This window comes from Nocardioides piscis (assembly GCF_011300215.1).
GTDB classification, from domain to species: domain Bacteria; phylum Actinomycetota; class Actinomycetes; order Propionibacteriales; family Nocardioidaceae; genus Nocardioides; species Nocardioides piscis.
Map to the genome: position 1 here is coordinate 477351 of NZ_CP049866.1, position 18828 is coordinate 496178.

The following is an 18828-nucleotide window of genomic DNA, read 5'->3' on the forward strand; positions in this document are numbered from 1 at the left end:
CGAACGGCTCCTACTTGAAGAAGAGCGTCCAGACCTCGCCCTTGGTGGTCTTGTAGCCGTCGGAACCCTTGACCTTGACCCGCCACTTCCACTTGCCGGTGCGGGGAGCGTAGATCCGGGTGACGTACTTGCCGGTCTTGCTGGTCTTGAACTTCTTGACGGTCTTCCACTGGCAGCCCGGCTTGGTGCAGGCCTTCTTCTGCAGCTGCACCTTCTGCTTGGCGTAGGGCAGGTAGGTGATCCCGTCGACCTGCAGCTCGGTCACCTTGCCCTTGAGCTTGAAGGTGTCGAAGGTGATCTGGTAGTCCATCGGGTCCTTCTCCTCGATGGTCCGCTCGGGCAGTGCCTGACCGGCCTGCGCCGGGGTCGCGGCGAGCGCGCTCATCCCCAACAGTGCGGCCAGCAGGCCGGCGATGACGGTGCGGATGATCCGCATGTGGTCCCCCTAGGAACGTGAATTTGGTGGTGGGTGACGTGTGCACCCACGGCATGGGCCAAGTCGTACGAATGGTAGACGCTCGATGTCGGCAGACAGTTGTCGAGGACTGCGCCATACACTCGCCCGGTGCCAGACGTGCGCAAGGGTTTGCTGTTCGGCACCGCCGCCTATGGGCTGTGGGGGCTCTTCCCGTTGTTCTGGCCACTGCTGGAGCCCGCGGGCGCCATCGAGATCCTCGGGCACAGGATCGTCTGGACGGCGCTCACTATGCTGGCGCTGGTCGCGTTGTTCCGCCGTACGACTGCCATCCGGGCCGTCGTGGTCGACCGGCGCGCGCTGAGTCTGTTGACCGTGGCCGCCGCGGTGATCTCGGTCAACTGGGCGACCTACATCTGGGGCGTGAACAACGGGCGGGTGATCGAGGCGTCGTTGGGCTACTTCATCAACCCGCTCGTGACGGTGCTGATGGGCGTCTTCATCCTCGGCGAGAGCCTGCGCCGGCTCCAGTGGCTGGCGCTCGGGGTCGCGTCGGTCGCGGTCGTGGTGCTGACCATCGACTACGGTCACCCGCCGTGGGTCGCGCTGGTGCTGGCGTTCTCGTTCGGCACCTACGGTCTGGCCAAGAAGCAGGCCGGCGTCGGTCCCGTCGAGAGCCTCACCGTCGAGGCGGTCGTCCTGGCCCCGGTGGCGGCGGCCTATCTCGCGTGGTTGGCCTTCACCGGCGCGTCGACCTTCGGTCACAGCGGCGGTGGGCATGCGCTGCTGATGGCCGCGACCGGCATCGTGACGGCGATCCCCCTGATGTTGTTCGGGGCGGCGGCGATCCGCGTCCCGCTCGTGGCGCTGGGGCTGCTGCAATACCTGGCACCGGTGATCCAGTTCGCCCTGGGCGTCCTGCTGTTCCGCGAGGACATGCCCGTCGCCCGGTGGGTCGGATTCGGCCTGGTGTGGATCGCGTTGACCATGTTCACGGTCGAAGCGATCAACCACCGTCGTCTGCAGCTGCGGCTGGTCACCGAGGCGTCGGCAGCCTGATCGACTGCCGGACCGACGTGCCGCACGGTCGGCGCTTCACGTCACGACCGTGTTGGGGTCTAGCATTCGCGCTCCCCCCGAGAGGACCTCCACATGGCTACTGACTACGACGCATCCCGCAAGACCGAGGACGAACAGAAGGAGGAGAGCCGAGAGGCCCGCCGCCTGACCTCGGGCGAGCAGGACAAGACCTCAGGAAGAATCGACGAGGACGAGACCGAGCTCGCCGAGTCGTACGAGCTTCCCGGCGCGGACCTCTCCCACGAGGAGCTCGCCGTCGAGGTCACACCGCGCCAGAACGACGAGTTCACCTGCACGTCGTGCTTCCTCGTCCAGCACGAGTCACGACGGTCCTCACCGGCCGCCGACCTGTGCAGCGACTGCGCCTGACGATCCACGGCTCCGGCCCGTCTCACGGGGTTGCCAGGACCACGGGTGGCTTCGCGTAGAACAGCGAGGACTCCGAGGGCACGGGCACGTCCCACACCTTGCTGGCGCGCTCGCAGGCGCCGGTGATGCTGCAACGGATGATGGCGGCCTTGCCTTCTCCGCTCTGGGCCAAGGTCAGGAAGTGGGCGTCGTCCTCCCAGGCCGTGTCCTTGTCGAGCCGCCCCACGAGGCTCGACTGCTGTTCTGCAGATCGTCCGTCGACCACCCACCATCGAGGCGTTCCTGCCGCGTCGAAATAGGTGTACGTCGCTGTCGCATGTCGCCCGTCCGGCGACCACTCGTGGGGATAGACCCGACAACTCCGCCACAACGTTCGCGCCGGGCGGGACAGCACCGCGACCCGGTTGCAGAACTCCCCTGCGCCGGGCTGCTCGAACACGACCCGGTCGAGTCGGAGGTCGGCGCCCACGGCGGCCTGGTCGTGGACGCGAGCCAGGGTGTCAGGCTGGTAGCTCCACCACACCGTGACGGGGCGGTGCCAGCCGGCACGTCTGCCGATCAGGGCTCGGTGGTCGGTGATGTCGACCAGGTTGGCGTGCCGCAGCTCACGCTGCGCGACGACCTCCCCGGTCCTCGGCCGGGACACGGTGATGACCGTGCGGAGGCCGTCCGGGGTGGACGGGAGCTGGACGGCGACGCTCCTGCCGCTCTCGGACACCGCGACAGGCATCAGCCCCTGCGACCGGGCGACGACGCGCTGGCCGCCGTCGCGCGTGATGTAGACCAAGCGGGTCCATCCGCGAGGGCCGACGTCGTGGTCACGGACGAGATAGCCGCCGTCGACGACCCACAGGGCCTGGTGCTGGCCACGTCTCGTCGCCGGAGTCGTCTGGTCGCCGTCCCTGATGGTGTCGCGCACCATGTGCACGATCGCCGGGTCCGCTCCGCGCGGCAGCGCGGCCGGGTCGATGTCGGACGGTGCGGCGCCCGAGAGCCCAGGGACGAGCGCGAGAGCAGTGAAGGCGATCGCGGCCACGGCGATACGCCGGGCAGCTCCCGTGTGCTTGCCGTGGTGGGTCATGTCTCCTCCTGAGAGGTGTTCACTCCCACAGCGTGCGCCCGCCGGCACAGCGCGGGGCAGTGCCCAATGGCCCCTTCCGGTGCAAGTCGGGGCCCTTCGGACTCACTCCTGCCTCGGACCCCGCGCCTCGTTCTCCGCCGCCCGCCGCTGAAGCACAGCTCTCTCGCCCTCGTTGCGGGTGCGGGCGGCCGCATCGGCGAACGCCTCGGCCGCCTGCGCGTGCAACCCGGCGCGCTCGAGCAGGTCGCCGCGCACACTCGCAACAAGAGGGGAGTCGCCCAGCGCCGCGGGGTCCAGTGCCTCGAGCACGGCAAGGCCCGCATCAGGACCGGACGCCCGCCCGTGGGCGACCGCCCGGTTGACCTCGACCACGGGTCCGGGCGCAGCACCTGACAAGACGTCGTACAAGGCCGCGATTCGATGCCAGTCGGTGTCCTCGGCCTGCTCCGCCCTGGCGTGCTGCTCGGCGATCGCGGCCTGGAGGAAGTACTTGCCGACCGGCTTCCCGCGGGCGGCAAGCACCTCGGCTCGCCGCAGGGCCGCCAGCCCTCGCCGGATCATCAGCTGGTCCCACCGGTTCCGGTCCTGCTGCTCCAGCAGGACCGCGCCGCCGCGCCCGTCGAGGCGTGCCCTCATCCGCGAGCCCTGCAGCTCCAGCAGCGCCTGGAGCCCCAGCACCTCGGGTTCGTCGGGCGCAAGCGCGGCCAGCATCCGTGCCAGCCTCGTCGCCTCGCCCGTGAGCTCGGGACGTGTCCAGCTCTCGCCGGCGGTTGCGGTGTAGCCCTCGTTGAAGATCAGGTAGATCACGGCCATCACGTCGTCGAGGCGCCTGGTCCGTTCCTCCCCCGTCGGCAGGTCGAGCTCGGCGCGCACCTCGGCCAGGGTCTTCTTGGCTCTCGAGATGCGCTGACCCATGGTCGACTCGGTGGTCAGGAACCCGCGCGCGATCTCGGCCGTGGTCAGCCCTCCCACCAGCCGCAGCGTCAGCGCCGCGCGCGACTCGGCGGTCAGGGAGGGATGGCAGGACAAGAAGATGAGCCGAAGGACGTCATCCTCGATGTGGTCGATCGCGCCGACGAAGTCGGGCACCTCGTCCTCCCCTCCACGGCTGGCGCCCTCGACCTCCGCGACCTTCCGGCGCAGGTTGTCGGCGCGGCGGAAGTGGTCGATGCCGCGCCGCTTGGCGGTCGTCATCAACCATGCGGTCGGGTTGTCCGGGACACCGGTCGTGGGCCACTGCTCGAGCGCGGCCACGAGGGCGTCCTGCGCCAGGTCGGCGGCGAGCTCGACGTCGCGGGTCATCCGGGTGAGGGCGCCGACGAGGCGGGCCGAGTCGGCCCGCCACGCGGCATGGACGGCTTCGATCGGGTCGTCCGTCCTGGTGTGTGCCGGCACGGTGCCAGCGTAGTGAGTCCTGCTCAGGCGTCGGGTGCCTCAGGGCCGTCGGAGATCTGCCGCAGCGTCGCGACCACGGTGACCTCCGGCCAGTGCTTCGCGTGCAGCTCGGCGAACTCCTGCTGGTCGGCCACAGCCGCCTCGAGGCTGTCGTACTGCAACAGGGACCATCCGCCGACGATCTCCTTGGCCTCGGCGTAGGGGCCGTCGACGCGGCTGACCTCGCCCTGGCGGACCACGAAGTTCACCGCGTCCTCGGTCCCGTAGAGGCCACCGCCGTCGATGAAGGTGCCGTTGCCGGCTCGTTCGCCGATGTAGTCGCCCATCGCGTCCATCAGGGCCTGGGGAGGCATGCCGATGCCCTCTTCCATCCTGACGAATCCCATGAAACGTGGCATCTCGATCACTCCTGCTGGTTGTCGGTTGCTGCTTCTCCCACGTATGTCGAACGGCTGCTGCGGTTCTCGACATCGCCGGTGAGAATTCTTTTCCGACAGCAGGCCAGGGCGTCGGCTCAACACCGCTCGGCCCTGGTGAAGCGCAGGGGCGCGCTCAGGCAGAGCGGGTGGCCACGATGTCGGCGAAGGCTTCGAGCGCGGCACGCACCGAGCCTGGTTGCAGGACCGCCAGCAGGGCCTTCGCCGCGTCGGACTGCGCCAGCACGTAGGAGCGCGCCTCGTCCATCGCGGAGTGCTTGCGCAGCAGCTCGAGCGCCTCGGCGTGCAGGTCGTCGTCAGTGAGGTCGCCGTCGAGCAGCTCCAGCAGGCGGGCGTCACCTGGATCGGTCGACGCGCGAGCCATGAGGACCGGCAGCGTCGGCACCCCCTCACGCAGGTCGGTGCCGGGGGTCTTGCCGGAGGTCGACGACTCCGAGGCGATGTCGAGGATGTCGTCGGAGAGCTGGAAGGCCGAGCCGACGATCTCGCCATACTGCTTGAGCGCCGCTCGCACCTCGGCTGTCGCCCCACCGAACATCGCGCCGTACTCGGCGGAGGTGGCGATCAACGAACCGGTCTTGCCGGCCACGACCTCGAGGTAGTGGGCCAGCGGGTCCTCTCCTGCAGCGGGCTCCACCGTCTCCAGGATCTGGCCCTCGACCAGCCGCTGGAAGGTGAGTGCCTGGATCCGCACGGCCTCCGGACCGAGGTCGGCGGTGAGCTCGGAGGATCGGCCGAAGAGGAAGTCGCCGGTGAGGATGGCGACGTGGTTGTCCCAGCGAGCGTTGGCCGTGTCGGCGCCGCGACGCAGGTCGGCCTCGTCCATCACGTCATCGTGGTAGAGCGAGGCGACGTGGGTGAGCTCGACGACGCACGCGGCCGTCAGCACCTCGTCCGCGTCGGGATCGGGACCCGTCTCGGCCGCCAGCAGCACCAGCAGGGGCCGGAACCTCTTGCCGCCGGCCGCCATCAGGTGAGCGGCGGCCCTGGAGACGTAGTCGGTGCGGCTGTGGCAGTAGCGCTCGAGCATCTCCTCGACCCGCTCGAGACGCTCGGAGAGGCGACGCGCCAGCTGCTCGTCGACGACTGGGAGCGCCAGCGCTGGCTGGGACGAGGTGGTCACCTGACGAATTGTCCCGCAAGACCGGCCAGATCCAGCAGCGGCCCCGGGATCACCCCGAGGACCAGCGTGGCAGCCGCGCCGACGGCGATGGTCGTCGCCGTGAGCACGGACGGATAGACGACAGTCGGCCCGTCGCCGATCGGGTCGTCGAAGTACATCGTGCGGATCACCTTGATGTAGAGGTAGGCCGCGATGGCGCTGGCCAGGACAGCCACGACGACCACCGGCCAGGCCCCGGCGGCCAGGGCCACCGAGAAGACCGCCAGCTTGCCGACGAAGCCAGAGGTCAGCGGGATGCCGGCCATCGCGAGCAGGAAGAACGCGAAGACACCAGCCACGATCGGGGACTCCTTCCCGAGCCCGGCCCAGCGGTCGAGCGAGGTCACCTCGCCGCCGGCGTCGCGGACCAGCCCCACGACCGCGAAGGCGCCCAGCGTGGCGAAGCCGTAGGTCGCGAGGTAGAACAGCACCGCCTGCAGCGCACTGATCTCACCCGCCGCGAGGTCGCTGGTGGCCTGGACACCCAGCACGCCGGTCAGGATGAACCCGGTGTGGGCCACCGACGAATAGGCGAGGAGTCGCTTGACGTCGGTCTGGGTGACGGCCAGGACCGCCCCCACCACCATGGTCAGGATCGCGACGACCCACATCATCGGCTGCCAGGACCAGCGGTCGGAGCCGAATGCGACATAGAACAGGCGCAGGATCGCGCCGAACGCGGCGACCTTGGTGCCGGCCGCCATGAACGCCGTGACCGGGGTCGGTGCGCCTTGGTAGACGTCCGGGGTCCAGGCATGGAACGGAACCGCTCCGACCTTGAACAGCAGCCCCACCGTGAGCAGGCCCATCCCGACCAGCAGCAGGCTGCGGTTGGCAGCGTCGTTGCGGACGGCTTCGCCGATGGCCACGAAGTCCATCGAGCCGGCGTAGCCGTAGACCAGCGCGACGCCGTACAGGAAGAAGCCCGAGGAGAAGGCGCCGAGGAGGAAGTACTTCAGGGCCGCCTCCTGGCTCAGGAGGCGACGGCGACGGGCGAGGCCCGAGAGGAGGTAGAGAGGGAGGGACAGCACCTCGAGGCCGACGAACATCGTCAGCAGGTCGTTGGCGGCCGGGAAGAGGAGCATCCCGAAGACCGCGAACATCATCAGCGGGTAGACCTCGGTGTGGTCCAGCCCCTGCTTGGAGGCCTCGCGCTCGGCGTCGCTGCCCGGCAGCGCCGCGGCCTGGGCGGCGAATGCCGAGACCCCGCCGTCGAGGTGTCGCTCGGCGAAGAGCAGGAGGCCGGCGATCGCCAGGAGCAGCACGAGCCCCCACAGGAACAGGGTGGGTCCGTCGACCGCGATGGTGCCGCCGAGGGCGAGGATCCCGCGGGCCGCACCCTTGCCGTGGACGGGCGCGTCCTGGGCGATCAGCACCACGAACACCAGTGCAGCGACGAGGCCGACGAGGGAGAGCACGACCTGCGCGAGGTAGCGGACGGCGCGAGGCGCGAAGGCCTCGATCATGACCCCGACGCAGGCGACGCCGAAGACGACGAGGAGCGGCGCGAGCTCGAAGTAGTCGACGACTGGCTTCACGAACTCGGTCATGGGTGGCCTCCCTGCGAGCTGACCGAACCCGTGACGGTCGGCGGGGCGTCAGTGACACCGACGTCGCTCATGACGTCGGTGACGTGTGGATTGATGACGTCGAGCAGCGGCATCGGTGCCAGCCCGAACAGGACGAGCGCGAGCAGCAGCGGCGCGAGCGTCCCGATCTCTCGGGCGTCGAGGTCACGCATCGCGACCGGGGTCGCGCCGGACGAGACAGCCGTCGGGCCGGACGGAACAGCCGTCGCGCCGGACGGGACGCCGGTCGCGGGCCCGGCCACGTCGACCTTCGGACCGGTCATCGTGCGCTGGTAGAGCCACAGCACATAGATCGCGGCCAGCACGATCGCAGTGACGGCGACGGCCCCGGCCCACCACGCGTGGTCGAAGGCGGCGATGATCACGAGCATCTCGGACACGAACGGGGAGAGCCCGGGCAGTCCCGCTGCGGCCAGTCCGGCGATCAGCAGCGTGCCGGCCAGCACCGGTGCCACGGTCTCGGCACCGCCCGCCATGGCACGGATGGAGGCGGTGCCCCGACGGCGGACGAGATAGCCGGCGACGAGGAACAGCGCGGCCGTGCCGATGCCGTGGTTGACCATGTAGAGGATCGACCCAGCGATCCCCTGGCTGGAGAAGACGAAGATCCCGAGCACGATGAACCCGAAGTGGGACAGCGACGTGAGTCCGATCAGGCGCAGGATGTCGTCCTGGCCGATGGCCACCAGGGCGCCGTAGACGATCGAGATCAGCGCGAGCACCACGACGAACGGCGTGGCCCACTGGGAGGCGTCGGGCAGGAGCCCGAGGCAGAAGCGCAGCATGCCGAACGTGCCGATCTTGTCGAGCACGCAGACCAGGAGCACGGACGTGCCGGTGGTCGCCTTCTCGGTGGTGTCGGCCAGCCAGGTGTGCACCGGGAACATCGGTGCCTTGATCGCGAAGGCGATGAAGAAGCCGAGGAACAACCAGCGCTGGGTGACCGGGTCGATGTCGAGCGCAGCCAGGTCGGAGAGCAGGAACGACGGGTTGCCCTGGTTGGCCGAGACGACATAGAGGCCGATGACCGAGGCGAGCATGACGAGCCCGCCGGCCAGCTGGTAGATCAGGAACTTGGTCGCCGCGCGGCCGCGCCCCGAGCGGCCGAAGCCGCCGATCAGGAAGTAGGCGGGGATCAGCGTCGCCTCGAAGACGACGTAGAACAAGAACACGTCGGTGGCGGTGAAGACCGCGAGCGACATCGCCTCGAGCGCGAGGACCCAAGCCACGAAGCTGCGGCTGCCGCCGTTGCCAGCCTCGTCGGCCTCGTGCCACGACGCCACCAGCACGATCGGCACCAGGACGGTCGTCAGCAGCACCATCAGCAGGCCGAGACCGTCGAGGCCCAGGGCGTAGTGGACTCCGAGCGCCTCGATCCAGGCGTGCGTCTCGGTGAGCTGCATGCCCCCGTCGAGGGTGTATGACGACAGCGCCGCCGCCGCGGCCCAGAGCAACGCGGCACCCGCGAAGCCGAGGCCCACCAGCCGGGCCATCCCTGCGGGCAGGAAGGCCGTCAGGATCGCGCCGACAAGGGGGATCGCGATCAGTACGGAGAGGACAGGGAGGTCGTTCACGTGAGATTCACCGCCAGCAGGGCCAGGACGACGAGGAGCGCGCCGCCGAGCAGGGAAAGGGCATAGGAGCGGACGAAACCGTTCTGCACCCGGCGCAGGACGCCGGACATCGCACCGACGCCCGCGGAGCCGCCCTCGACGACACCGTCGACGCCGGACCGGTCGAAGGTGGCCAGTCCCGTGGTGAGCCGTCGTCCGGGCTGCACCACCAGGCCCTCGTTGATGGCGTCGCCATACAGGTCGGCGCGAGCCGCGCGCGTCGCGAAGGAGACCTCGCGAGGCGCTTCGCGGGGGATCTCGCGCCTGCCGACCAGGAACCACGCGGCGGCGACACCCAGGGCCACGACCGCGACGATGATCATCGTGATCACGATCGCCGGCAGCGGCGGCTCGTGGTGCTCGGCCACCCCGGTGACCGGCGCGAGGAACTCCACGATCCAGTCGCCCAGCAGCAGCACGCCACCGAGCACCGACAAGGCGGCCAGCACGACCAGCGGGATGGTCATCACGCTGGGTGACTCGTGCGGGTGGACGTCCTTGGCCCAGCGCTTCTGGCCGAAGAAGGTCATCAGCATCAGCCGGGTCATGTAGAAGCCGGTGATGCCCGCGCCCAGCAGGGCGCACAGCCCGACCACGAGGTTCTCGGCCAGGGCCGTCTCGATGATCTTGTCCTTGGACCAGAAGCCGGAGAAGCCCGGGAAGCCGATGATCGCGAGGGAGCCCATCGCGAACGTCAGGAACGTGACGGGCATGTAGGTGCGCAGGCCGCCGTAGTGGCGCATGTCGACGTCGTCGTCCATGCCGTGCATGACCGAGCCGGCGCCGAGGAACATGTTGGCCTTGAAGAAGCCGTGCGTGAGCAGGTGGAAGATCGCGAAGGCGTAGCCCGCCGTCCCGAGGCCCGCCGCGAGCATCATGTAGCCGATCTGGCTCATCGTCGAGCCGGCCAGCGCCTTCTTGATGTCGTCCTTGGCGCAACCGAGGACAGCACCCCACAGCAACGTGACGGTGGCGACGATGACCACCACGGTCTGCGCGACCGGGGTGAGCTCATAGATGAAGTTGGAACGGACCACGAGGTAGACGCCCGCGGTGACCATGGTCGCGGCGTGGATCAGGGCCGAGACGGGGGTCGGGCCCTCCATGGCGTCGAGGAGCCAGGCCTGCAGCGGCACCTGCGCGGACTTGCCGCACGCACCGAGGAGCAGCAGCAGGCCGAGCGCGTTGAGCGTCGACTGCGAGGCGCCCGAGGCCTGCTCGCTGATCGCCGCGAAGTCGGTGGTGTGGAAGGTGGTGAACATCAGCGCGATCGCCAGGGAGAGGCCGATGTCACCGACCCGGTTGATGACGAACGCCTTCTTGGCCGCGGCCGCTGCCGAGTGCTTGTGCTGCCAGAACCCGATCAGCAGGTAGGACGCCAGACCGACGCCCTCCCAGCCGAGGAACACCACGAGGTAGTTGGCGCCGAGGACGAGCACCAGCATCGCGGCGACGAAGAGGTTGAGATAGCCGAAGAACCGCCGGCGCCGGGCGTCGTGCTCCATGTAGCCCACCGAGTAGACGTGGATCAGCGAGCCGACGCCGGTGATGAGCAGCAGGAAGAGCGCGGAGAGCGGGTCGTAGAGCAGGTCCATCCCGACGCTGAGGTCACCGACCTCGAACCACGTGAAGAGGTGCTGGCCGATCTGCCGCTCCTCCTCGCCGCGTCCGAGCAGGGCCACGAACAAGATCACGCTCAGCACGAAGGATCCGACAGCCGTGGCGACACCGATCCAGTGGCCGAGCCGGTCGAGGGCGCCCTTGGCCAGGGCACCTCCCAGCAGCAGGACCACGGCACCCGCCAGCGGCAGCGCGATGATCAGCCACAGCCAGGAGAAGACCCCCTCGGCCGCACCGGGGTGGATCACAGGGATCTCGGCGGCGCCCTCGCTCGAGGCGCGCACTATTGCTTGCAGAGTCACGTCAGGCCCCTCAGTACTTCAGCAGACTGGCGTCGTCGACGGAGGCGGACCGTCGGGTCCGGAAGATGGTCATGATGATGGCCAACCCGATGACGACCTCGGCAGCAGCGACCACCATCACGAAGAAGGCGGCGATCTGGCCGTCGAGGTTGCCGTGCTGCTTGGCGAACGCGACGAGCGCGAGGTTGCAGGCGTTGAGCATCAGCTCGATGCACATGAAGACCACGATGGCGTTGCGGCGGGTGAGGACCCCGACGCAGCCGATCGTGAAGAGGATCGCTGACAAGACGACGTACTGCGTCACTTCTGGTCCTCCTCGGAAGCGGCGGCACCGGACTTGCCGGAGGTCTCGGGCCGCTTGCCTGCGTCGATCCCGAGCTGGCGCTGCACGACGTCGATGTCGTCGGCGAGCGCCGGCGCGGAGCGCACGGTGCCGCGCGCAGCCAGCACCCGGTTGATCGAGGCCTCCGACGGGCTGCCGTCGGGCAGCAGGGCAGGGGTGTCGACCGCGTTGTGGCGGGCATAGACACCCGGCGCGGGCAGCGGGCCGAGGTGCTTGCCACTCTCGGCGAAGTCACGCATCCGCTGGGCTGCCATGGAGGCCTGCGTCGGCTTGGGGGTGAGCCGCTCGCGGTGTGCGAGCACCATCGCGCCCATCGCCGCGGTGATCAGCAGGGCGCTGGTCGCCTCGAAGGCGAAGACGTAGCGGGAGAACAGGATGTTGGCCAGCTGCTCGACGTTGCCACCCGTGTTGGCCTCCTCGAGCCCGACCGCAGTGCCCAGCGAGATCTGGGCGAAGCCGACCACCAGCACCGCACCGAACAACAGGCCCAGCAGCACCGCGAGCACCCGCTGGCCGCGGATGGTCTCCACCACAGAGTCGGAGGAGTCGACGCCGACGAGCATCAGCACGAACAGGAACAGCATCAAGATGGCGCCGGTGTAGACGATGATCTGGACCGCGAACAGGAACGGCGCCTCGAGGACGGCGTAGAGCACCGCGAGACTGATCATGACGACTGCCAGCAGCAGCGCCGCGTGGACGGCCTTGCGCACGAACAAGATGCCGAGCGCAGCGGCGACCATCAGGGGGGCCAGGATCCAGAAGGTCACTTCGGGCCCCTCTCGGACGGGGCCGGCGCGGAGTAGGCGCCGCGGTAGTAGTCGCCCTCGTCCGCACCCAGCCGCATCGGGTGCGGAGGCTGCTCCATGCCGGGCAGGAGCGGCGCCAGCAGGTCGGACTTCTCATAGATCAGGTCGGCCCGGGTGGTGTCGGCCAGCTCGTACTCGTTGGTCATCGTCAGCGCGCGCGTCGGGCAGGCCTCGATGCACAGGCCGCAGAGGATGCAGCGCAGGTAGTTGATCTGGTAGACGCGGCCGAAGCGCTCACCGGGGCTGAACCGCTCGTCCTCGGTGTTGTTGCCGCCCTCGACATAAATCGCGTCGGCAGGACAGGCCCAGGCGCACAGCTCGCAGCCGATGCACTTCTCGAGGCCGTCGGGCCAGCGGTTGAGCTGGTGGCGGCCGTGGAAGCGCGGAGCCGTCGGCGTCTTCTCGAAGGGGTACTGCTCGGTCACCACCTTCTTGAACATGGTGCGGAACGTGACCCCGAACCCGGCGACCGGATCCCAGAAGCGCTCCTTGCGGTTCTCTGATTCAGCCATCACTTCTCCTCGTCCGAGCGCGTGGTGGTGGAGTCGGCGGCACTGCCGGCCACCGTGCGACTGGTGCGGTCGGCAAACGTCAACGGTGCGGCCGCACCTCGCACGGCGCCCCCGGTGGGCATCGGCGGCGTCGGGAAGCCACCGGCGAAGTCGTCGGCGGCCACCCCGTCACCGGCCAGGTCGTGCTCGCCGTCGGTCGTTGCGAGACCCCGGTCGGTGTCGCTGGCGCCTTCGCCGTCGCCGATGAAGAACAGGAGCACGACCAGCGCCAGCATGATCCCTGCGGCGGCATACATGTAGGTCCTGTCCACGCCGCCCTCCAGGGTGACGAGACGGATGCTCGCGACCAGCACGATCCACACCAGCGAGCCCGGGATCAGCCACTTCCAGCCGAACGCCATGAACTGGTCGTAGCGCAGACGCGGCAGCGAGCCGCGGAGCCAGATGAAGAAGAAGATGAAGACGAACATCTTGGCGAAGAACCACAGCACCGGCCAGTAGCCGGAGTCGGCGCCCTCCCAGAAGAAGCTGATCGGCCAGGGGGCGTGCCAACCGCCGAGGAAGAGCGTCGTCGCGAGAGCGGAGACGGTCGCCATGTTGATGTATTCGGCCAGGAAGAACAGGGCGAACTTGAGGCTGGAGTATTCGGTGTGGAAGCCACCGACGAGCTCACCCTCTGCCTCGGGAAGGTCGAAGGGCGCACGGTTGGTCTCGCCCACCATGGCGATCACGTAGACGAGGAACGACGGGAACAGGATCACGGCATACCAGGTGGGGACCGGGACGACGTTGAACCAGTAGTCCTGGCCGGGGTTCTGCGCCGCCACGATCTCCGAGGTGGACATGGAGCCGGCATAGAGGAAGACCGCGACCAGGGCCAGGCCCATGGCGACCTCGTAGGAGATCATCTGGGCGCTCGAGCGCAGTCCGCCGAGCAGGCTGTAGGTCGAGCCGCTGGACCAGCCGCCCAGGACGATGCCGTAGATGCCGATCGAGGCGATCGCCATCACGAAGAGCACGGCCACCGGCATGTCGGTGAGCTGGAGCGGGGTCGTGCGGTCGGTGAACGGCAGACCCACCTCTGGTCCGAAGGGGATCACCGCGAAGGTCACGAAGGCAGGCACGACCGCCAGCACCGGGGCGATCAGGAAGACCACCTTGTCGGCGGCCTTGGGGATGAGGTCCTCCTTCAGCGCCAGCTTCACGCCGTCGGCCAGTGACTGGAGGAGCCCGAAGGGTCCGTTCACGTTGGGGCCGATGCGGTGCTGCATGCGTGCCACGACCCGGCGCTCGAGCCAGATGTTGAACAGCGTCAGCAGCACCAGGACGATGAAGATCACGACGGCCTTGATCAGGATCAGCCACCAGGGGTCCTGGCCGAAGACGGAGAGCCTCCCGTCCTCTGCCGCCACCGCGGTGGCGAGGGTCGTCAGCTGGCTCGTCATCAGTTCACACCCTTCAGCGAGACGTGGCCGCGAGGTGACGACACGTCGGCCAGCACACCCCGACCGAAGGAGTTGGCCGGGACCCACACCACGCCGTCCGGCAGGTCGGCGACCTCGACGGGGAGGGTGACCGAGCCCCGGTCACCGGTCAGGGAGACCAGCGGGGCACCGGCGTGCATCCCGAACAGCGAGTCGTATGCCGCCTGGTTGATCTTCGCGACGGCAGGGCGTGCCGTGGCCGCGAGGTGCGGCTCGCCGTCCTGCATCGACCCGAGGTCGAGCAGCTGCTTCCACGTCGACAGCGCGAACGCGCCGGCCTTGGCGCGAGCAGCCTTCGGCTCCTTGCCGAGCGTCGGCTCCGGTCGGTCGCCGTCCCAGGCGCCCATCGACTCCATCTCGGCGCGCACCTCGTGGACCGTGCGGAAGCCGAGCGGGGTGCCCAGCTCCTGCGCGATCCCAGCCAGGACCCGCAGGTCGGGCAGGGACGCGGGGTTGCTGAAGACGGCCTCGAAGGGACGCGGGCGGCCCTCCCAGGTGAGGAACGTCCCGGCCTTGTCGGCGACGGGCGCCACGGGGAACACCACGTCGGCCTGGGCAGCCACGTCGGTCATGCGCTGCTCGAGGCTGACGACGAACCGCGCCGCCGCAAGCGCGGCACGGGTGGCGGCCGGGTCGCTGGTGTCGTCGGGATCGACGCCGCCGATCACCAGTCCGGCGAGGTCACCCTTGGTCAGCGCTGCGACGATCGCGTCGCCGTCGCGGCCGGCGGCGTCGGGCAGGGACTGCGCCCCCAGGCGGCGGCCGCGTCGACGCGAGCCTGCGCGTCGGTGGCCGGGCGACCACCGGGAAGGAGGTTGGGCAGGCAGCCGGCCTCGACCGCACCCCGGTCGCCGGCCCTGCGTGGCACCCAGGCGAGTCGGGCGCCGGTGACCTTGGCCAGGTCGCGGGCCGCCGTGAGCGCGCCGTGGCTCGTGGCGAGGCGCTCGCCCACGAGGATGACGCCGCCGGTGTCGAGGGCGGTCAGTCCGTCCTCGGCGAGAGCCTTCAGCGCGTCGGCCTCGGCGCCCGGAGCAGTCGCGATGACCCGTGCGTCCAGCTTGGCCAGGCCGCGCGTGAGGAAGGGCGCGACGGCCACGACCTGGGTCTTCGCCTTGATCGCCTTGCGAAGCCGCAGGAAGATCGTCGCGGCCTCGTCCTCGGGCTCGAGTCCGGCCAGGACGACCACCGAGGCGGTCTCGAGGTCGGCATAGTCGACCTCGTTGCTGAGCGCCACGAACGAGGCGAGGAAGTCGGCCTCCTCGGCACTGTGCGGCCGCGCTCGGAAGTCGATGTCGTTGGTGCCGAGGGCCACCCGGGCGAACTTGGAGTAGGCGTAGGCGTCCTCCGCGGTGACCCGCCCGCCGGTGAGCACGGCGGCGGCGCCGGCAGCGCGCAGCCCGCGGGCCGCGACTGCGAACGCCTCGGGCCAGGAGGCCGGCCGGAGCTCTCCGGTGCCACCGTCCTCGGCACGGTCGCGGACCATCGGGTGCGTGATGCGGTCGGCCTGGCGGGCGTAGTGGAAGGCGAAGCGGTCCTTGTCGCTGATCCACTCCTCGTTGACCTCGGGGTCGTTGCCGGCGAGGCGGCGCATCACCTTGCCACGTCGGTGGTCGACGCGGATCGCGGCGCCGCACGAGTCGTGCTCAGCCACCCCGTCAGCGGAGACCAGGTCGAACGGCCGCGAGCGGAAGCGGTAGTCGGCGCTGGTCAAGGCACCCACCGGGCAGATCTGGATGGTGTTGCCGGAGAAGTAGGACAGGAAGGGGGCGTCGTCGGCGATGCCGATCTGCTGCTGGGCCCCGCGCTCCACGAGCGCGATGAACGGGTCACCGGCGATCTCGGCCGAGAAGCGGGTGCAGCGCTGGCACACGATGCAGCGCTCGCGATCGAGGAGGACCTGCGCCGAGAGGTTGATCGGCTTGGGGAAGGTCCGCTTGACGCCCTCGAAGCGGGTCTCGCCCCGGCCGTTGGACATCGCCTGGTTCTGCAGAGGACACTCGCCGCCCTTGTCGCAGACCGGGCAGTCGAGCGGGTGGTTGATGAGCAGGAACTCCATCTGGCCCTGCTGAGCCTTGTCCGCGACCTTGCTCGTCACCTGGGTCTCGACGACCATGCCCTCGGTGACCGGCAGCGTGCAGGAGGCCTGCGGCTTCGGCAGCGGCTTGCCGTTCCCGGCGTCGGGGACCTCGACGAGGCACTGGCGGCAGGCGCCGACCGGCGCGAGCAGCGGGTGGTCGCAGAAGCGTGGGATCTGCACGCCGACCTGTTCGGCGGCCCGGATGACCAGCGTGTCCTTGGGGACGGTGACCTGGACACCGTCGATGGTCACGGTGACCAGGTCTGAGGACTGGCCGACCTTCTCGGGAGAGGTCGTCATGCGGAAGCTCCCTCACTGGCGAACGTGGTCGAGGCGGTCGGGTCGAAGGGGCACCCGCCGTGCTCGAGGTGCGCGAGGTATTCGTCGCGGAAGTACTGGATCGAGCTGGAGATCGGGCTCGTGGCTCCGTCACCGAGGGCGCAGAAGGAGCGACCGAGGATGTTGTCGCACTGGTCGAGCAGCAGGTCGAGGTCCGACTCGCTGCCCTGCCCCTTCTCGAGGCTGGCCAGGGTCTGCGCCAGCCACCACGTGCCCTCGCGACACGGTGTGCACTTGCCACAGGACTCGTGCTTGTAGAACTCGGTCCAGCGCAGCACCGCCCGCACCACGCAGGTGGTCTCGTCGAAGATCTGGAGAGCGCGCGTGCCGAGCATCGAGCCTGCGGCCCCGACGCCCTCGAAGTCGAGGGGCACGTCGAGGTGCTCGGCCGTCAGCAGCGGCGTGCTCGAGCCGCCCGGGGTCCAGAACTTCAGCTGGTGGCCCTTGCGGACGCCGCCGGCGAGGTCGATCAGCTCACGCAGGGTGATGCCGAGCGGCGCTTCGTACTGCCCCGGCTTGTTGACGTGCCCGGACAGGCTGAAGATGCCGTAGCCCTTGGACTTCTCGGTGCCCATCGAGGCGAACCAGTCTGCGCCGTTGGCCACGATGCTCGGCACCGAGGCGATCGACTCGACGTTGTTGATCACCGTCGGGCTGGCGTAGAGACCAGCGACGGCGGGGAACGGCGGGCGCAGGCGCGGCTGGCCACGACGGCCTTCCAGGCCCTCGAGCAGGGCCGTCTCCTCGCCGCAGATGTAGGCGCCGGCGCCGGCGTGGACGACGACGTCGAGGTCGTAGCCGGAACCGTTGATGTCCTTGCCGAGGTGACCGGCGAGATAGGCCTCCTGCACGGCGCGCTGCAGCCGCCGGATGACGTGGAGCACCTCACCGCGGACGTAGATGAACGCGTGGTTGGCCCGGATGGCGAAGGAGCTGATGATGACGCCCTCGAGCAGCGTGTGCGGGCTGGCCATCATCAGCGGGATGTCCTTGCAGGTTCCCGGCTCGGACTCGTCGGCGTTGACGACGAGGTACTTGGGCTTGGGGTTGTCCTGGGGGATGAAGCCCCACTTCATGCCGGTGGGGAACCCGGCGCCGCCGCGACCGCGCAGGCCGGAGTCCTTGACCGCCTGGACAAGGGCGTCCGGGCCGCCGTATTCAGGCGCCAGCGCCTTCTTCATCGCGTCGTACCCGCCGCGCGCCTCGTAGGCCGCCAACGTCCAGGCCCGCTCGTCGCCCCAGTTGTCGGTCAGGACGGGGGTCAAGGTGTCAGTCACGAAGTGTCCCCTGGTCGGTGGTTGAGGAGCGAGCGAAGCGAGCGTCACGAAACTCAGTCACGGGCTTCCTCCACGACGGTCTCGGTCTCGGCGCGAGCGGTGTCGGCCTCCTCGACGGCCTCCGCCTTGCTCTCGGGGCGCTCGGTCGCACCGGAGGCCTTGGCGGGGGGCGCCGTCCAGCCCTTCTCGCGCGCGATCTCCAGGCCGACCAGAGAGGCGTGCCCGGCGGCCGGGCCCTCGTCGGCGAGGTCGTCGGAGAAGCCGGCCAGCACGCGCTCGGCCTCCCTCCAGGTGCACAGGCGAGGACCGCGGGTGGAGTGCACGTCCTTGCCGGCGCGGAGGTCGTCGACGACCTCGACGGCCGAGTCGGGCGTCTGGTTGTCCATGAACTCCCAGTTGACCATCATCACCGGCGCGTAGTCGCAGGCGGCGTTGCACTCGATGTGCTCGAGGGTGATCTTGCCGTCCTCGCTGGTCTCGTCGTTGCCGACGTCGAGGTGCTGCTTGAGACGCTCGAAGATCAGGTCGCCGCCCATGACGGCGCACAGGGTGTTGGTGCACACGCCGACGAGGTGGTCGCCGACCGGCTTGCGCTTGTACATCGTGTAGAAGGTCGCCACCCCGCTCACCTCTGCGGCGGAGATGCCCAGGATGGAGGCACAGGCCTCGATCCCCTCGGGGGTGACCCGGCCCTCGACCGACTGGACGAGGTGCAGCATCGGGAGCAGGCCCGAACGGGCCTCGGGATAGCGCGCGGCGATGGCCCGCAGCTCGGCATACGTCTCGGCGGTGATCGCCTCGTCGTTGTCGACGAAGCGGTCCGGGGCCGGCGCGGCGTAGGGGGCCGAGCTGACGGTCATGCCGGGGTCGACCGCGGGCACGTCGCTGGGGTCCGTCATGTTGGATTCGATCCCTCGGTCGCTC

At 69.3% G+C, this 18828-nt stretch carries 18 protein-coding genes; 2 read left to right on the forward strand and 16 right to left on the reverse strand.

The genetic code is table 11. The features are described from left to right. Positions 1–10 precede the first annotated feature (10 nt). Positions 11–436, reverse strand: coding sequence for a hypothetical protein (locus tag G7071_RS02475; RefSeq protein ID WP_166314511.1), 426 nt, complete (start codon positions 434–436; stop codon positions 11–13). Positions 437–565: 129 nt separating this feature from the next. Here G7071_RS02475 and rarD point away from each other — a divergent pair, with 129 nt between their 5' ends. Both rarD and G7071_RS02485 read left to right on the forward strand, forming a co-directional pair. Next, on the forward strand, positions 566–1474 hold the full coding sequence (gene rarD, locus G7071_RS02480) for an EamA family transporter RarD (RefSeq protein ID WP_166314514.1): 909 nt from the start codon (positions 566–568) through the stop codon (positions 1472–1474). Between the two features lie 93 nt (positions 1475–1567). Further along, positions 1568–1864 carry a DUF4193 domain-containing protein gene (locus G7071_RS02485; protein ID WP_166314517.1) on the forward strand — a complete coding sequence of 99 codons (297 nt, stop codon included), beginning with the start codon at positions 1568–1570 and terminating at the stop codon, positions 1862–1864. A 22-nt stretch (positions 1865–1886) separates the two neighbouring features. On the opposite strand, the gene G7071_RS02490 is transcribed toward G7071_RS02485, so the two are convergent. From G7071_RS02490 to nuoE, 15 genes are all read right to left on the reverse strand, one after another. Then, positions 1887–2945, reverse strand: coding sequence for a hypothetical protein (locus G7071_RS02490; protein WP_166314520.1), 1059 nt, complete (start codon positions 2943–2945; stop codon positions 1887–1889). A gap of 102 nt (positions 2946–3047) precedes the next feature. After that, positions 3048–4340: an RNA polymerase sigma factor gene (locus G7071_RS02495; RefSeq protein ID WP_166314523.1), complete on the reverse strand. Its 1293-nt coding sequence runs from the start codon at positions 4338–4340 to the stop codon at positions 3048–3050. Positions 4341–4363: 23 nt separating this feature from the next. After that, a complete protein-coding gene (locus G7071_RS02500; RefSeq protein ID WP_166314527.1) occupies positions 4364–4738 on the reverse strand; it encodes a YciI family protein in 375 nt (124 codons plus the stop codon). A 154-nt stretch (positions 4739–4892) separates the two neighbouring features. Beyond that, entirely contained in the window at positions 4893–5900 is a 1008-nt protein-coding gene (locus G7071_RS02505; RefSeq protein WP_425489409.1) for a polyprenyl synthetase family protein, read from the reverse strand. Next, positions 5897–7489, reverse strand: a complete 1593-nt coding sequence (gene nuoN, locus G7071_RS02510; protein ID WP_166314530.1) for an NADH-quinone oxidoreductase subunit NuoN — start codon at positions 7487–7489, stop codon at positions 5897–5899. Before nuoN ends, G7071_RS02505 begins: the two co-directional genes overlap by 4 nt. Next, positions 7486–9102: an NADH-quinone oxidoreductase subunit M gene (locus G7071_RS02515; RefSeq protein WP_166314533.1), complete on the reverse strand. Its 1617-nt coding sequence runs from the start codon at positions 9100–9102 to the stop codon at positions 7486–7488. The genes nuoN and G7071_RS02515 overlap by 4 nt, the downstream gene beginning before the upstream one ends. Beyond that, the gene (gene nuoL / locus G7071_RS02520; protein WP_246210606.1) at positions 9099–11009 is read right to left on the reverse strand and encodes an NADH-quinone oxidoreductase subunit L; all 1911 of its coding nucleotides are present in this window, start codon (positions 11007–11009) and stop codon (positions 9099–9101) included. The genes G7071_RS02515 and nuoL overlap by 4 nt, the downstream gene beginning before the upstream one ends. Positions 11010–11073: 64 nt before the next feature. After that, positions 11074–11367, reverse strand: coding sequence for an NADH-quinone oxidoreductase subunit NuoK (gene nuoK, locus G7071_RS02525; RefSeq protein WP_166314539.1), 294 nt, complete (start codon positions 11365–11367; stop codon positions 11074–11076). After that, complete coding sequence (locus G7071_RS02530; RefSeq protein WP_166320888.1) at positions 11364–12149, reverse strand: NADH-quinone oxidoreductase subunit J; 786 nt, start codon at positions 12147–12149, stop codon at positions 11364–11366. The genes nuoK and G7071_RS02530 overlap by 4 nt, the downstream gene beginning before the upstream one ends. Before the next feature lie 23 nt (positions 12150–12172). Beyond that, the gene (gene nuoI / locus G7071_RS02535) at positions 12173–12727 is read right to left on the reverse strand and encodes an NADH-quinone oxidoreductase subunit NuoI (protein WP_166314542.1); all 555 of its coding nucleotides are present in this window, start codon (positions 12725–12727) and stop codon (positions 12173–12175) included. Continuing rightward, the gene (gene nuoH, locus G7071_RS02540; RefSeq protein ID WP_166314545.1) at positions 12727–14172 is read right to left on the reverse strand and encodes an NADH-quinone oxidoreductase subunit NuoH; all 1446 of its coding nucleotides are present in this window, start codon (positions 14170–14172) and stop codon (positions 12727–12729) included. The genes nuoI and nuoH overlap by 1 nt, the downstream gene beginning before the upstream one ends. Continuing rightward, entirely contained in the window at positions 14172–14879 is a 708-nt protein-coding gene (locus tag G7071_RS18940) for a hypothetical protein (RefSeq protein ID WP_246210322.1), read from the reverse strand. Before G7071_RS18940 ends, nuoH begins: the two co-directional genes overlap by 1 nt. 23 nt (positions 14880–14902) lie before the next feature. Next, positions 14903–16588, reverse strand: coding sequence for an NADH-quinone oxidoreductase subunit G (locus tag G7071_RS02545; protein WP_246210323.1), 1686 nt, complete (start codon positions 16586–16588; stop codon positions 14903–14905). Continuing rightward, positions 16585–17904, reverse strand: a complete 1320-nt coding sequence (gene nuoF / locus G7071_RS02550; protein ID WP_166314548.1) for an NADH-quinone oxidoreductase subunit NuoF — start codon at positions 17902–17904, stop codon at positions 16585–16587. Before nuoF ends, G7071_RS02545 begins: the two co-directional genes overlap by 4 nt. Positions 17905–17957: 53 nt before the next feature. Continuing rightward, positions 17958–18803: an NADH-quinone oxidoreductase subunit NuoE gene (gene nuoE / locus G7071_RS02555; RefSeq protein WP_166314551.1), complete on the reverse strand. Its 846-nt coding sequence runs from the start codon at positions 18801–18803 to the stop codon at positions 17958–17960. Positions 18804–18828: the final 25 nt, after the last annotated feature.

What these genes read in the sequence shown, in the direction of transcription:
- nuoE (WP_166314551.1), bottom strand. Translation starts at nt 18,803, where the DNA reads ATGACGGACCCCAGCGACGTGCCCGCGGTCGACCCCGGCATGACCGTC.
- G7071_RS02490 (WP_166314520.1), bottom strand. Translation starts at nt 2,945, where the DNA reads ATGACCCACCACGGCAAGCACACGGGAGCTGCCCGGCGTATCGCCGTG.
- nuoN (WP_166314530.1), bottom strand. Translation starts at nt 7,489, where the DNA reads ATGACCGAGTTCGTGAAGCCAGTCGTCGACTACTTCGAGCTCGCGCCG.
- G7071_RS02500 (WP_166314527.1), bottom strand. Translation starts at nt 4,738, where the DNA reads ATGCCACGTTTCATGGGATTCGTCAGGATGGAAGAGGGCATCGGCATG.
- G7071_RS02545 (WP_246210323.1), bottom strand. Translation starts at nt 16,588, where the DNA reads ATGACGACCTCTCCCGAGAAGGTCGGCCAGTCCTCAGACCTGGTCACC.
- nuoI (WP_166314542.1), bottom strand. Translation starts at nt 12,727, where the DNA reads ATGGCTGAATCAGAGAACCGCAAGGAGCGCTTCTGGGATCCGGTCGCC.
- G7071_RS02530 (WP_166320888.1), bottom strand. Translation starts at nt 12,149, where the DNA reads ATGGTCGCCGCTGCGCTCGGCATCTTGTTCGTGCGCAAGGCCGTCCAC.
- G7071_RS02485 (WP_166314517.1), top strand. Translation starts at nt 1,568, where the DNA reads ATGGCTACTGACTACGACGCATCCCGCAAGACCGAGGACGAACAGAAG.
- G7071_RS02475 (WP_166314511.1), bottom strand. Translation starts at nt 436, where the DNA reads ATGCGGATCATCCGCACCGTCATCGCCGGCCTGCTGGCCGCACTGTTG.
- nuoH (WP_166314545.1), bottom strand. Translation starts at nt 14,172, where the DNA reads ATGACGAGCCAGCTGACGACCCTCGCCACCGCGGTGGCGGCAGAGGAC.